Source organism: Cellulomonas sp. PS-H5 (assembly GCF_019265565.1).
Lineage (GTDB): Bacteria > Actinomycetota > Actinomycetes > Actinomycetales > Cellulomonadaceae > Cellulomonas.
The window spans coordinates 1-14,570 of record NZ_JAHVCI010000076.1; the positions used below are offsets into that span (position 1 = coordinate 1).

General features: G+C 78.6%; 9 protein-coding genes. 4 read left to right on the forward strand and 5 right to left on the reverse strand.

Annotated elements, in window-relative coordinates; genetic code table 11:
* Together J5O08_RS18885 and J5O08_RS18890 are read right to left on the reverse strand one after the other, a co-directional pair.
* On the reverse strand, positions 1-1,483 hold a 1,483-nt coding region (locus J5O08_RS18885; RefSeq protein ID WP_308281725.1), incomplete at its 3' end, for a DEAD/DEAH box helicase.
* 380 nt (positions 1,484-1,863) lie between these two features.
* Positions 1,864-3,138, reverse strand: coding sequence for an MFS transporter (locus J5O08_RS18890; RefSeq protein WP_218708451.1), 1,275 nt, complete (start codon positions 3,136-3,138; stop codon positions 1,864-1,866).
* A gap of 142 nt (positions 3,139-3,280) precedes the next feature.
* Between J5O08_RS18890 and J5O08_RS18895 the strand changes: the two genes are divergently transcribed.
* Positions 3,281-4,045, forward strand: coding sequence for a ferritin-like fold-containing protein (locus J5O08_RS18895; RefSeq protein WP_218708452.1), 765 nt, complete (start codon positions 3,281-3,283; stop codon positions 4,043-4,045).
* Between the two features lie 76 nt (positions 4,046-4,121).
* Here J5O08_RS18895 and J5O08_RS18900 read toward each other — a convergent pair whose 3' ends face one another.
* Together J5O08_RS18900 and J5O08_RS18905 are read right to left on the reverse strand one after the other, a co-directional pair.
* Complete coding sequence (locus J5O08_RS18900; RefSeq protein WP_147794234.1) at positions 4,122-4,346, reverse strand: DUF3107 domain-containing protein; 225 nt, start codon at positions 4,344-4,346, stop codon at positions 4,122-4,124.
* Between the two features lie 42 nt (positions 4,347-4,388).
* Positions 4,389-5,126 carry a TetR/AcrR family transcriptional regulator gene (locus tag J5O08_RS18905; RefSeq protein ID WP_218708453.1) on the reverse strand — a complete coding sequence of 246 codons (738 nt, stop codon included), beginning with the start codon at positions 5,124-5,126 and terminating at the stop codon, positions 4,389-4,391.
* Positions 5,127-5,280: 154 nt separating this feature from the next.
* Here J5O08_RS18905 and J5O08_RS21270 point away from each other — a divergent pair, with 154 nt between their 5' ends.
* Positions 5,281-8,757: a PD-(D/E)XK nuclease family protein gene (locus J5O08_RS21270; RefSeq protein ID WP_308281723.1), complete on the forward strand. Its 3,477-nt coding sequence runs from the start codon at positions 5,281-5,283 to the stop codon at positions 8,755-8,757.
* Entirely contained in the window at positions 8,754-12,356 is a 3,603-nt protein-coding gene (locus J5O08_RS21275) for an ATP-dependent DNA helicase (protein ID WP_308281724.1), read from the forward strand. The genes J5O08_RS21270 and J5O08_RS21275 overlap by 4 nt, the downstream gene beginning before the upstream one ends.
* A 53-nt stretch (positions 12,357-12,409) precedes the next feature.
* On the opposite strand, the gene J5O08_RS18915 is transcribed toward J5O08_RS21275, so the two are convergent.
* Positions 12,410-13,345: a phosphotransferase gene (locus J5O08_RS18915; RefSeq protein WP_217617152.1), complete on the reverse strand. Its 936-nt coding sequence runs from the start codon at positions 13,343-13,345 to the stop codon at positions 12,410-12,412.
* A gap of 151 nt (positions 13,346-13,496) precedes the next feature.
* On the opposite strand from J5O08_RS18915, the gene nudC reads away from it, so the two are divergent.
* The coding region (gene nudC / locus J5O08_RS18920) for an NAD(+) diphosphatase (RefSeq protein ID WP_218708454.1) at positions 13,497-14,570 on the forward strand (1,074 nt) is incomplete at its 3' end.

Genomic DNA, 14,570 nt, shown 5'->3' on the forward strand with positions numbered 1-14,570 from the left:
CGCCCTCGCCGCCCTCGGACCGTGCGCCGCCCTCGGACCGCCCGCGGCCCTCGCCGCGCCCGCCGTCGCGGGAGCCGGAGCCGCCGCGCCCGCCGGAGTCCCGGCCGCCGCGGCCGCCGTCGCGCGAGCCGGAGTCCCGGCCCGACGAGTGCCGCTTGCCGGTCTCGCCCAGGTCTTCGAGCACCTCGGCGTCCAGGCCCTCGCGGGTCCGCTTCGAGCGCGGCAGGCGCCCGGTGGTGCCCTCGGGGATGCCGAGGTCGGTGTACAGGTGCGGCGAGGAGGAGTACGTCTCCTGCGGCTCCGGGAAGCCGAGCTCCAGCGCCTTGTCGATCAGCGACCAGCGCGGGACGTCGTCCCAGTCGACGAACGTGACGGCCGTGCCCTTGTGCCCCGCGCGGCCGGTGCGGCCGGTGCGGTGCAGGTAGGTCTTCTCGTCCTCGGGGCACTGGTAGTTCACGACGTGCGTGACGTCGTCGACGTCGATGCCGCGCGCGGCGACGTCGGTCGCGACGAGGACGTCGACCTTGCCGTTGCGGAACGCGCGCAGCGCCTGCTCGCGGGCGCCCTGGCCGAGGTCGCCGTGCAGCGCGCCGGCGGCGAACCCGCGCTCGACGAGCTCGTCGGCGACCTTCGCGGCGGTGCGCTTGGTGCGGGCGAACACGATGGTCAGGCCGCGGCCCTCGGACTGCAGGATCCGGGCGAGCACCTCGACCTTGTCGAGCGCGTGCGCGCGGTAGACGACCTGCTTGATGTTCTTGACCGTCTGGCCGGCGTCGTCCGGCTCGCTGGCGCGGATGTGCGTCGGCTGGGTCATGTAGCGGCGGGCCATCGCGACGACGGCGCCCGGCATGGTGGCCGAGAACAGCATCGTGTGTCGCGAGGCGGGGGTGCGGGCCAGCAGCTTCTCGACGTCGGGCAGGAAGCCGAGGTCCAGCATCTCGTCGGCCTCGTCCAGCACGACGCACTTGATGCGCGACAGGTCCAGGTGGCCCTGGTTCATCAGGTCGATCATGCGGCCCGGGGTGCCGACGACGACCTCGACGCCGCGCTGCAGCATCTCGATCTGCGGCTCGTACGCGCGGCCGCCGTAGAGCAGCGCGATGCGGACGGAGCGCCGCTTGGACGCCGTTTCCAGGTCGCCGGCGACCTGCACCGCGAGCTCGCGGGTCGGGACGATGACGATCGCCTGCGGCTTGCCGGGCGCGGGCAGGGTGTCGAAGCCCTCCTCGCCGGGGGCGACGACGCGGTGCAGCAGCGGGACGCCGAAGCCGAGGGTCTTGCCGGTGCCGGTCTTGGCCTGGCCGATGATGTCGTGGCCGGACAGCGCCACGGGCAGGGTCATCGCCTGGATGGGGAACGGGGTGCTGATGCCGGCGTCGGCGAGCGCCTGGACGATCTCGGGGCGGACGTCGAAGTCCGCGAAGGTCACGTCGGCGGCCTGCACGGAGGCGGCGGTCGGGGTGTCGATGGTCTCCACCGCCACGTCCTCGGGCGCGAGGGCGTCGGTGGTGCTGGGTTCGGTCGAGGTCACGGACTGCTCTTCACTCGTGAAGGTGGCGTGCCGCGCGTCGCGCCCCGCGAGGGGGTCCGCGACGGGCATCGCCACAGGTGGTCCGGCAGCCGATCGTGCAAGTCAGCGAGAGCGGGCCGGGCGCCGTGGGCGCCGCGGTTCGCTCGGCGCACCGTGGTCGGGACGACCGGGCAACCGATGAACACGCCCGATGATACGCGCAGGGGCGCCCGGACCGCGGGGAGGCGGCGGGCGGCAGGCGTGCCGGGGGCCTGGCGGAGAGCGCCCGAACCGCGCCGGGACCGGCACACGGTCCCCGCGCCGCCCCGTCCGCTCCGACGCGCGGCCGGTCGTCAGCCCGCGACGGCCCCCTCCGGGGATCGCAGCTCGGCGGTGCCCCCGTCCGCCTCGCGCGCGGTCACCGCCGTCAGCACGGCGGACCGCAGCCGGCGCTGCTGCGTCGCCGCGACCAGCAGCGCCACGACGGTCGTCGTCACCGTGACCGCGAACGCGGCGGTGTGCCCGGACGCGTCCGCGAGCCGCCCGGCGATGCTCGACCCGAGCGCGTAGCCGACGCCGGTCGCCGAGGCGAGGGCCGTCATCGCGGCGCCGGTGCGCCCGGCGGGGACGACCCTCTCGCCCAGCGAGAACACCCCGATCATGTACGGCGCGACGGCGAACCCGAGCACCGCGACGGCGGCGGTCAGCGCGGGCAGGGAGTCGACCAGCAGCAGCGGCCAGGACAGCGCGACGAGCGCGCACGCGGCGACGAGCACCCGGCGCTCCTGCCCGATCCGCGCCGGGATGAACGCGGTGCCGATGCCGGCGGCCGCGCTGCCGACGCCGAGCACGGCGTGGATCAGGCCCGCGAGCCCGGGCTGGCCCGCCTGGGTCGCGAGCACGGTGGTGCCGGTCTGGGTGGCGCCGAACAGCACGCCGACCGCCGCCTGCGCCACGACGAGCACCGCGAACGCCGGGGTGAGCAGCCGGCCGGAGGGGCGGGCGTGCGGGCCGGTCGCGGTGCGCCGGGCGGTCGGGTGCAGGGCGAACGCGGTGCCGAACACGGCCAGCAGGACGGCGGCGGTGACGAGCGCGCCGGCGGGGGACAGCCACACGGCGACGACGCCGACCAGGGCCGGGCCGATGGCGAACGACGCCTCGTCGACCGCGCCCTCGTAGGAGAACGCGGCGTCGACCAGGCGGCGCTGCTCGGGGCCGGTGCCGGCGGTGATCGGGCGCCAGCGGACGCGGGCGAGCGGCCCGACCTGCGGCAGGGCGAGCCCCGTGACGGCGGCGACCGCGACGAGCGCGGCACCGCCCGCGCCCTGGTGCGCGAGCAGGGTCAGCGCGCCGAGCGAGGCCGCGCCCGCGAGCGACTGCACGAGGACGACCGGGCGCTGGCCGTACCGGTCGGCGAGGCCGCCGGCGACCGGCGCGCCGACCGCGTTCGCGACGGCGAGCGCGCCCGCGGCGAGGCCGCCGAGCCCGTAGGTGCCGGTGGCGGTCGAGACGAGCAGCAGGGTGCCGAGCTGGGCCATCGCCATCGGCAGGCGGCCGAGGAAGGCGACGAGGACGTAGGCCGGGCCGGCCAGGCGGAACAGACGCGCGTAGGCGCTCAGGGCGGACACGAGGGACCCTCCGGGTGCACGAGACGGGCGACGCGCCTCCCCGCCTCCAGGTCGCGTCCGGTGTCCCTCAGCTGGCCCCATCGTAGCCGGGTGCACCCGGCCCGGGCGAGGCCCGCTGCGGGCACGGCGCTACGCTGGACGGATGACCGAGGTCGCTCACGACGCCCAGCCGCAGGCCCAGCCGCCGGCGCAGCACGCCCCCGAGGCCGCCGACACCGTCGAGCTGCTCGGGCTGGTCGCCCACCTGCAGCACGTCGCGTTCAACCGGCTCGCCGAGGACGCCCGCGTCGCCCCCACCACCGCCCAGCAGCTCGAGCTCAGCCGGCTGGCCGCCGCCGCGGTCGACCGCCGGGACCGGGTGCTCGCCCGCGTCGTCGAGCTGGGCGGGGAGCCCGAGCGGTGCCTCGGCGCTTACGCGCGGCTGCTCGAGGACTTCGACTCGCGCACGCAGCCCAGCACCTGGTGGGAGCGGCTGCTCCGGTCCTACGTGGCCGACGGCGTGTCCGACGACTTCTGCCGGATCGCGGCGTCCGCCGTCGACGACCGGTCGCGCGCGCTCCTGCTCGAGGTGCTGGACGACGCGGCGCACGCGAACCTCGCCGTCGGCGAGCTCGAGGCCGCCGGGGCGCAGGACGAGGTGCTGGTGTCCCGGCTCGCGCTGTGGGGCCGCCGGCTGGTCGGCGAGGCGCTCGGCGTCGTCCAGCAGGCGATGTCCGCGCACCCCGCCCTGGGCCGGCTGGTGACCCGCCGCGAGGCGGAGGCCCGGGCCGCGGCCGAGGAGCCGCCCGCCGCGCCCGCCGCGGAGGCGCCGGCCGCCGCGGCCGACGGTGCGGCCCCAGCGAAGCTGTTCGGCGAGCTCACCGCGGAGCACACCCGCCGCATGTCGCGCCTGGGCCTGACGGCCTGACGGCGGCAGCCCCGGAGACGACGGCGCCCCGCACCGGATCACCGGTGCGGGGCGTCGCTGCGTCTGCGGGTGCCGCTCAGATCGCGCCGAAGCCGACGCGGCCCTTCGACTCCGTGCCGATCTCGACGTACCCGATCGAGGCGGACGGCACGATGACGCGCCGGCCCCGGTTGTCGGTCAGCTCGAGCACCGGCTTGCCGTTCAGGGCCTCGGTGACGGCGGCGGTGACCTCGTCGGCCGTCTGGTCCGACTCGATCACCAGCTCGCGGGGCAGGTTCTGCACACCGATCGTGATGTCCACGCTTCGTCGTCTCCTCGTCCGTCGTGTCGCTGTCCGGTCATCCTAGGCCGGGCGGACGTCCCCGGGGCCGTCCAGCGGGCCGCGTTCGCCCTGGGTGGACACGTCGTCCGGCTCGGGGCCGGGGTCCGCGGCGGCCCCGGCGTCCCCGGGCACGAAGTCGGCGACACCGCCCCACGCCAGCCGGGCGACCAGCGTGGCCGTGTCCCGAGCCGTGCTGCCGTCGGGCGACCGGAGCCGGCGGGTCGCGGCGGCCTGGGCCATCGCGGCGACGGACGGCGCGAGCAGGGCGGCGGTCTCCGCCGGCACGCCCGCGACCTCGCCGAGGACGGACTGCAGCCGGCGGGTGACGGCCTCGGTGGCCCGCTCGACCCGCGCGCGCACCTCCAGGTCGTGCCGGACGTCGGACTCGAACAGCAGGGCGGACGACTCCCCGGCGCCGTCGACGAAGTCCACGTACGCCCGCACCACGCCGGTGAGGATCGCGCGGGCGTCGTGCGGCCGGACCTCGCCCGGCGGGTGCATGGCCACGGCGGCGTCGACGGCGGAGAGCAGCTCGTCCCCGCGGGCGTCGACGACCGTGAGGTAGAGGTCGAGCTTGGACGGGAAGTGCCGGTACAGCACCGGCTTGCTCACCTCGGCGCGGTCGGCGATGTCGTCCATCGACACGTGGTGGAAGCCCTCGGACGTGAACAGCTCCTGGGCGATCGCCAGGACCTGCGCACGGCGGAGCGCGCGGGGCATGCGCGCCGGGCGTCCGCGGCCGGCGGGAGGCTGGTCCATCGGGCGATGATAGCCACGGCGGGCGGGCGCTCAGCGGGGCGTCCGCAGCTACGCACGCACCGGCCCGGCTGCCCTTCGAGGGCCCCGCCGACGGGCTCGGGACGCGCCCGGTCGGGGTGCCTCGGGTGTCGGTGGCGTGTGATGGGATCGGGCCGTGACCCCGACCCCCGCCGGCCCGCCCCCCGCGGCCGGGCTGCGCCTCGTGCGGCCCGCGCTCGCGGACGTGCCGGCGCCGGTCCGGCTCGGCGCGGACCAGCGGGCCGTGGTCGACCGGGTGGTGGCGGGCGCCGACCCCGCGCTGCTGGTCGTCGGCGCGGCGGGCACGGGCAAGACCCTGCTCGCCGTCGAGGCGGTGGCGGCGGCGCTGGGGGCGGACGACGACGGGCTGTTCCCCTCGCCGGACCTGCCGTCGCCGGACGAGGTGCTGGTGCTCGCGTCCGGGCGCCGCGCGGCCGCCGAGCTGCGCGACCGGATCGGCGCGCGGGTCCGGCGCACGACGGGCCAGGCGATGGTGCGCACCCCGGCCGCGGCGGCGTTCGCGGTGCTGCGGGCGCGCGCGGCGCTCCTCGGGGACCCGGCGCCGACCCTCATCTCCGGGCCCGAGCAGGACCTCGCGCTCGCCGAGCTGCTCGCCGGCCACGCGGCGGGGGAGGGCGTGCCGCTGGCCTGGCCCGCCGGCGTGCCGGAGGAGGCGCTCACGCTGCGCGCGTTCCGCGGCGAGCTGCGCGACCTCGTCATGCGCGCGGCCGAGCGCGGCGTCGAGCCGGAGGACCTGGCGCTGCTCGGCGAGCGGCACGGCCGGCCCGAGTGGGTGGCGGCCGCGGGCCTGTACCAGGAGTACGTGGACGTGACCACGCTGCGGGCGGGCACGCCCGACGCCGGCGCGCGCTACGACCCGGCGGTCGTCGTCGAGGAGGCGGCCGAGGTGCTGCGCACCTGGGAGGACGAGCTGCCCGGGCCCCGCCCGCGGTGGCGGCTGGTGGTGGTCGACGACTACCAGGAGGCGACCGAGGCGACGGCGCGGCTGCTGCGCGTGCTGCAGGACGACGGTGCGCGGCTGCTGCTGCTCGCCGACCCCGACGCCGCCGTGCAGACGTTCCGCGGGGCGACGCCGGCACTGGTCGGGCGGGCGGACGTGGCCGGGACGGGGCCGGGCGAGCTCGGAGCCGCGCGGCTGGTGCTCGACGGCGTGCGGCGGCACGGGCCGGTGCTGCGCGGCGTGGCGGCCCGGGTGGCCGAGCGGATCGCGGTGGTCGGCGGCGCGGCGCACCGGCGGGCGCTGCCGGTGCCGGGGACCGGGGCGCCCGCGGCCGGCGGGGTGCCGACGCAGGGCGGCGAGGTCGGGGGCGTGCCGACGCCGGCCGGCGAGCCGGGACGCGCGGCGGCCCTGGACGGTGGGGCGGGAAGCACGCCGCTGCCCGGCGGCCCCGCCGCCGTCCCGCGCGACGTGCTCCGGGCCGCGGTGCTGCCCAGCCCCGCGCAGGAGGCCGCCTGGGTCGCCCACGCCCTGCGCCGCGCGCACCTGGAGGACGGCACCCCCTGGGCCGAGATGGCCGTGATCGCCCGGTCCGGCGGCCAGGTCACCGCGCTGCGCCGCGCGCTCGGCTCCGCGCAGGTGCCGGTCGCCGTGGTGGGCAGCGACGTGCCGCTCCGCGACGAGCCCGCGGTGCGCCCGCTGCTCGACGCCCTGCGCGTCGCGCTGGGCCCGGACGCCGGCGGCTCCGCCCTGGACGCCGAGCTCGCCGCGCGGCTGTGCTGCTCGCCGCTGGGCGGGATGGACGCGGTGGGCCTGCGCCGGCTGCGCCGCAGCCTGCGGGCGGAGGAGGTGGCGCTCGGCGGCGGGCGCGCGAGCGACGAGCTGCTGGTCGAGGTGCTGCTGAGCCCGGCGGCCGCGGCCGCGCTGCAGCCGGTGGTGCGCCGGCCCGTCGCCCGGATCGCCACCGTCCTCGCGGCGGGCCGGGAGGCGGCCGCGGCGCCGGGCGCGGACGCGCAGGCCGTGCTGTGGGCGATCTGGGACGCGTCGGGCCTGGCCGAGCCGTGGCGGCGGTCGGCGCTCGCGGGCGGCCCGGGCGGGGCGCGCGCGGACCGGGACCTCGACGCCGTGCTGGCCCTGTTCCGCGCCGCCGAGACCTTCGTCGACCGGATGCCGCAGGCCCGCGCGGCCGCGTTCCTCGAGTGGGTCGAGGCCCAGGAGCTGCCGTCCGACACGATCGCCGCGCGCGCCCGCCGGGACGCCGTGTCCGTGCTGACGCCCGCCGGCGCCGCGGGGCGGGAGTGGGACGTCGTCGCGGTCGCGGGCGTGCAGGAGGGCGTGTGGCCCGACCTGCGGCTTCGCGACTCGCTGCTCGGGTCGCAGGCGCTGGTCGACGTGCTGGCGGGGCGCGGCGCGGGCCGGGCGGCTGGCGCGGACGCCGCCCCTGCGGACGCGCACGCCGCGGCCGAGGCCGGCGCCGCCGCCCGGGCCGCGGTGCTCGCCGACGAGCTGCGCTCCTTCCACGTCGCCGTGTCGCGCGCCCGGCGGGTGCTGCTCGTGACCGCGGTGTCCGACGAGGACGACCAGCCGTCGCCGTTCCTCGACCTCGTCGAGCCGAACGACGAGGACGACGACCCCCGACGGACCGCTGCGCCCGCGCCGCTCGACCTGCGCGGCCTGGTGGCGCAGCTGCGCGGCCGGCTGGAGCAGTCCGCCCGCGCGGGCGCCCCCGACGCGGACGCCGCCGCCGTGCTCGCGCGCCTCGCCGACGAGGGCGTCCCGGGCGCCGACCCCGCGGAGTGGCACGGTCTCGCCGACCCGTCGAGCGACGCGCCGCTGTGGGCCGAGGGCCAGCGGGTGCCGGTGTCGCCGTCGCGGATCGAGACCGCCGGCACCTGCACGCTGCGCTGGGCGCTGGAGGCCGCGGGAGGCACGGCGCCGAGCAGCGCGCGGCAGTCGCTCGGCACGCTCGTGCACGCCCTCGCGCAGACCCACCCGCGAGGCGGCCGGGAGGCGCTGATGGCGGAGCTCGACCGGCGGTGGCCGGAGCTCGGGCTCGGGCACGGCTGGCCCGCGACGCTGGAGCGGCGGCGCGCGGAGGCGATGGTCGGGCGGCTCGCGGACTACCTGGAGAAGGCGGGCGAGCCGCTCGCGATCGAGGCGCGGTTCGAGCTCGAGCTCGACCGGGCGGTGGTGCGCGGGACGCTGGACCGGGTGGAGCGGGCCGAGCCGGGTCCGGCCGTGGACCCCGACGGCGAGGCCGACGGCGGCGCGGCGGTGCCGGTCCGGGTCGTCGACCTGAAGACCGGCCGGACGGCGCCGTCGGCGCAGGAGGCCACGACCAACCCGCAGCTCGGCGCGTACCAGCTCGCCGTGGACGCCGGCGCGGTCGAGGGCCTGACCCCGGGGGCGGTCAGCGCGGGGGCGCAGCTGGTCTTCGTGTCGGACGTCAACAAGAACAAGGCCGCGCTGCGCGAGCAGCCCGCACTCGGCCCGGACGCCCCCGACGACCCGTCCTGGGCCCGGACCCACATCGAGGAGGTGGCGGAGCGGATGGCCGCCTCGTCGTTCGCCGCGACCGCGAACACCCTGTGCGACCGCTGCCCCGTGCGCCGGTCCTGCCCGCTGCGCGACGAGGGCGGGCAGGTGGTCGCGTGACCGCGCCGGCCCTCGCCGCGACGCTCTCGGCCCTGGACATCGCGCGGCTGCTGCGGCGCGACCCGCCGACCGACGAGCAGGTCGCGGTCATCGAGTCGCCCCTGAGTCCCGCGCTCGTCGTGGCGGGCGCGGGATCGGGCAAGACCGAGACCATGTCCGCGCGCGTCGTCTGGCTGCTCGCGAACGGGCTGGTCGCGCCCGAGGAGGTCCTCGGCCTCACGTTCACCCGCAAGGCCGCCGGCGAGCTCGCGGAGCGCGTCCGCCGCCGGCTGCGGCACCTCGCGCGCGCCGCTGCGGTCGAGGGCGTGCACCTGCCCGGGCTGTCCGTCGCCGAGGACGCGGCCGACGGCGGGGCGGCGCTGCTCACCGTCGCCCGGCCGACCATCTCCACGTACAACGCGTACGCGGCGTCGCTGGTCGGGGACCACGGCCTGCGGATCGGCGTCGAGCCGTCCGCGCGGCTGCTCGGCGAGGCCGCGCAGTGGCAGCTGGCCAGCGAGGTCGTCGAGTCGTGGACCGCCGACCTCGACTCGTCCGCCGCCGTGTCGACCGTGGTCGAGGCGGTGCTGACCCTGTCCGGCGCGCTCGACGAGCACCTCATCGACGCCGACGAGGCGCGCCGCCGCATCGAGGGGATCGTCGACGACATCGAGGCGACCCCGCCCGGCACGCCGCCGCGGCAGCCGTACGCCAAGGTGCGCGAGCTCGTCGCGTCGCTGCGCGAGCGGCAGCGGATGCTCGACCTCGTCGCGGCGTACCGGGAGCGCAAGCGCGCGGCGGACGCCCTCGACTTCGGCGACCAGGTCGCGATCGCCGCCCGGCTGGCCCGCGACGTGCCCGAGGTCGGTGGGGGGGAGCGGGCCCGGTTCCGGGTCGTGCTGCTCGACGAGTACCAGGACACCTCCTACGCGCAGCTGATCCTGCTCTCGGAGCTGTTCGGCGGCGGGCACCCGGTCACGGCGGTCGGCGACCCGCACCAGTCGATCTACGGCTGGCGGGGCGCGAGCGCGGGAGGGCTCGAGCGGTTCCCGACCGACTTCCCGGACGTGGCCGACGACGGCGACCGGCGGCCGGCGGCGGTCTACGCGCTGTCGACCTCCTGGCGGAACGACGTCGCGGTGCTCGACGCCGCCAACCACGTCGCCGCGCCCCTGCGCCGCCCGGAGAAGGCCCGCGTGGCCCTGCCGACGCTCGGCGCCCGGCCCGGAGCGGGAGCCGGCGAGGTGATCGCGCACCTCGCGCCCACGCTGGAGGAGGAGGCGCAGGCCGTCGCCGAGTTCGTCGCCGCGCGCTGGCGGCCCGAGGGCGGCCCGGGCGTCGACGGCGGCGTGCCCGCGCCCGGCGGCGCGCGCGTCACGGCGGCGGTGCTGTGCCGCAAGCGCGCGCAGTTCCCGGTGCTGCACCGGGCGCTGCGGGCGGCGGGGCTGCCGGTGGAGGTCGTCGGCCTCGGCGGGCTGCTCAACACGCCCGAGGTGGTCGACGTCGTGGCGCTCCTGCAGGCGGCGCACGACCCGTCGCGCGGGGACGCGCTCATGCGGCTGCTCACCGGGGCGCGGACGATGCTCGGCGCGGCGGACCTGCACGCGCTCGCGGACTGGTCGGCGCACCTGGCGCGGGGGCTCGACGCGCGGGCGGCGGCGGCCGTGGCGCGGGACCGGGCGGCGTCGAGCGCCGGGGATGCGGGCGCCGGGGGCGCTGACGCCGCGGGTGCGGGCGCCGGGCGTGCGGGCGGTGCCGGGAGCGGCGCGGCGGACCCGACGGACGCCGGGCGTGCGGACGACGGCCCCGGTGCCCTCGCGGGCGACGGCGTCGCGATCGACGGTGCCCCGTCGGCGGGGATCCCCGGCGACGGCACCGCCGAGCCCGCCCCGGTCGTGGCCGACGTCGTCGACGAGCGCAGCATCGTCGACGCGGTCGACTCCCCGCCCCCACCCGGCTGGCGGAGCCCGTCCGGCCGCGGCCTCACCCCGACGGGCCTGGCCCGCGTCACGGCCGTCGGCGAGGTGCTGCGCGCCGTCCGGCAGCACACCTACCTGTCGCTCCCGGAGCTGGTCGCGCACGCCGAGCGGCTGTGGGGCCTCGACATCGAGGTCGCGTCCCGCGCGGGCGTCGCCCCGGGCCGGGCGCGCGCGCACCTCGACGCGTTCCGCGAGGTCGCGGTGCGGTACGCCGACGCCACCGACGACCCGACCCTCGGCGGTTTCCTCGCCTGGCTGGAGTCGGCCGACGCGCACGAGCACGGCCTCGACATGCCGGTCGCCGAGCCGGACCCCGACGCCGTCCAGCTCATCACGGTGCACGCGGCCAAGGGGCTGGAGTGGGACGCGGTCGCCGTGGCCGGCCTGGTCGACGGCGGGCTGCCCGCCACCCGCACCCAGGGACCGAACGGCCCGACCGACTCCGCCTGGCTCACCGGCCTGGGCGAGCTGCCGTACCCGCTGCGCGGCGACCGGCACGACCTGCCCGACCTCGCCTACGCCGGCGCCGCAGACCCGAAGGACCTGGAGGAGCGGCGCAAGCAGTTCCTGCTGGACGCGGGCGACCACCAGGTCGCCGAGGAGCGCCGGCTCGCCTACGTGGCGTTCACCCGGGCGCGGGCCGCGCTGCTGCTGACCGGCGCGTGGTGGGGCGACGGGTCGCGGGTGCGGCCGCCGTCGCTGTTCCTCACCGAGGTGGTCGACGCCGGGCTGGCGCGGGTCGCCGGCTGGGCCGACCTGCCCGACGAGGGCACGGAGAACCCGCGGACGCAGGAGGCGGCGGGCGCGGTGTGGCCCGCGGACCCGTTCGGCGGCGACGCCGAGGGCGGACCGGTGCGGCGAGCCGCGGTCGAGGCGGCCGCGGCGGCGGTGCGCGCGGCCCGGGACGAGCGGGCGGCGGGCGGCGACGGCGCGGCGCGCCGGACGGCCTGGGACCGCACGGTCGACCTGCTGCTCGCCGAGCGCGCGCTGGAGTCCCGGCCGCGACCGGAGGTCGAGCTGCCCGCGCACCTGTCCGCGTCCGCCGTGGTCCGGCTGGCCGCCGACAGCGGCGAGTTCGCCCGGGCGCTGCGCCGGCCGGTGCCCAACCGCCCGTCGCCGCAGGCCCGGCGCGGCACCCAGTTCCACGCGTGGGTCGAGGGATTCTTCGGGTCGCCGGCGCTGGTCGACCTCGACGACCTGCCCGGCGCAGACGACGACTCGGTCCCGGTCGACGCCGACGAGGCCGCGCTGCGCGCCGCGTTCCTCGCGACCCCGTGGGCCGCGCTGGAGCCGGTCGCGGTCGAGGTCGACGTCGAGACGACCGTTGCCGGCTACGTGCTGCGCTCGCGGATCGACGCGGTGTTCCGCGACCCCGACCGCCCGGGCGACCGGGACGCGGTGGTCGTCGTCGACTGGAAGACCGGCGCCCCGCCCACCGACCCGGACGCCACCGCGGTGCGCGAGCTGCAGCTCGCGGTCTACCGGCTCGCGTGGTCCCGGTGGACGGGCACCCCGCTCGACCGGGTGAGCGCGGCCTTCTGCTACGTCGGCGCGGGCCGCACGGTGCGCCCGGCGCGGCTGCTGGGCGCGGACGAGATCGAGCGCCTGCTCCTCGCTGCCACGGACGGCCCGCGGACCTGACGCGCGCGAGCCCGGCGGAGGTCGCGGACCCGGGGGGGGGGGGGCCGCGCGTGTCAGAGCGGGGCCGCGCCCGGCTCCGCGACGTCGCGGGTCTGCTCGTCCAGCTCGTCGAGCATCTGGACCGCGTCCGCGACCACCTCGTCGTCGCCGGACCGCACCCCGTAGAGCAGCCAGCGCGCCAGCGCGAGCTCGCCCGCGAGCAGCGCGCGGTCCGCGAGGTGCGGGTCGGTGAGCTCGGTGCGGCGCAGCTGGTACGCCTCCATGATCGAGTCGACCGAGTCCTGCGGCGCGGCGACGAGCAGCCACGCGAGGTCGTCGGCGGGGTCGGCGACCTTGGCCTCGCCCCAGGACGTCACCCCGGTGACCGCCCCGTCCGCGACGAGCACGTGGTCGGCCGAGAGATCGCCGTGCACGACGACGGGCGCGAACTTCCACACCGCGACGTCCTCGAGCCGCTCCTCCCACCGCCGCAGCAGCGTGGCGGGCACCCGGCCGGTGCGGGCGGCCTCGTCGACCTCCGCGAGCCGGCGCGCGCGGTACGCGGCCGCGTCGTACACCGGCAGCCCCGCGTCCTCGACGAGCGCCACCGGCAGCTCGTGCAGCGCCGCGATCGAGCGGCCGAGCGACGCGGCGATGCCGGGGCCGGGCGCGACGCGCTCCAGGTCGACCGGGCGGCCCGGCAGCTCGCGGTGCACGACCACGCGACCACCCTCCTCGAGCGGCGCGGCGCCCGCGACCCGCGGCACGTCGAACGGCAGCTTCCCGGCGTCGACGTGGTCCCCGAGCGCGCCGAGCAGCACCAGCTCGGCCTCGAGCGCGGCTCCCGCGGCGGCGTTCCGCGGCGCGCGGACGACCCAGTGCCGGCGCTGCCCGTCGGTCACCAGGGCGACGTCGTCGTCCCCCGCGGCCGCGGCGGCCCGCACCTCGCGGGCGTCGAAGCCCGGGACGGCGACGGTCGCGAGAGCGGCGAGAGCAAGGGGAGAACGCACCGTCCCAGGGTAGGACCCCGGCGCGCCCGGGGCCGGTCCGCGCGGCGCCGGGCGTGTCACCGCGCGGTCGCCCGGCGGACGTGGCGCGGGTCGCACCGCCTGCGGTCGGCCGTCGACTGCGACCGGCGCGCGCGACGCGTACGGTGGCGACGTGTTCGCCTCCGACCTCCCTCTGTCGCGGACGGTCACGGACCGGGCCGCGGACCTCCGCGGTGACGAGGACCTGCTGCCCGCGCTGCTCGACGACGCCTCCACCCGCGTGCTGCTGGTCTCCGGCGGCCGGGTCGTGACCCGCCGCCGCGGCCGACGCCCGGCCCTCGCGCTCTACACGCCCCAGGAGGCCGCGCTGCGCGCGCCGAGTTCGTCGTTGGCGGAGCGGTGGGCGTTCCTCGGCTACGACGACGCGGACCGGGTGCCCGGTGTCGCGCCCGGCGAGGCCCGGCCCGAGGGCCCCGCCTACCTGGCGCACCACGTCCCCGAGGGTGGGACCGCCGCGCTGCCCGCGGGCGACGAGTGGACCGCGCTGCGCGAGGTCGGCGGCGAGCTGTCGGCGCGGGACGCCGGCCTCGCGACGGCCGCGGTCGCGCTCTACGAGTGGCACGTCCGCTACCCGCGCTGCCCGCGGTGCGGTGCCGAGACCCAGCCGGTGTCGAGCGGCTGGGTGCGCCGCTGCCCGGTCGACGGGTCGGACCACTACCCGCGGACGGACCCCGCCGTGATCATGGCGGTCGTCGACGAGGACGACCGGCTGCTGCTCGCGAACTCGGCTGCGTGGCCGACGCACCGGTTCTCGACGCTCGCGGGCTTCGTCGAGCCGGGGGAGTCGGTCGAGCACGCGATCCGCCGGGAGGCGCGCGAGGAGACCGCCGTCGTCGTCGGCGAGGTCGAGTACCGGGGCAGCCAGCCGTGGCCGTTCCCCGCGTCGCTGATGCTGGGCTTCCGCGCCCGGGCGCTGTCCACCGAGATCACCGTGGACGGCGACGAGCTGCGCGCCGCGCGCTGGTTCGACCGGGAGACGCTGCGCGCCGAGGTGGAGTCCGGGTCGGTCGTGCTGCCCCCGGGGACGTCGATCGCCCGGGCGCTCATCGAGGACTGGTACGGCGGGCCGCTCCCCACGGACCCGCTGCGGGACGGCTGGAGCCGCGGTGCGGTGCCGCCGGCGGAGCAGGCCGCGTCGCCCGCCGCGCCGGCCGAGGCGGTCCCGGCCGCCATGGAGCCGGCGCCC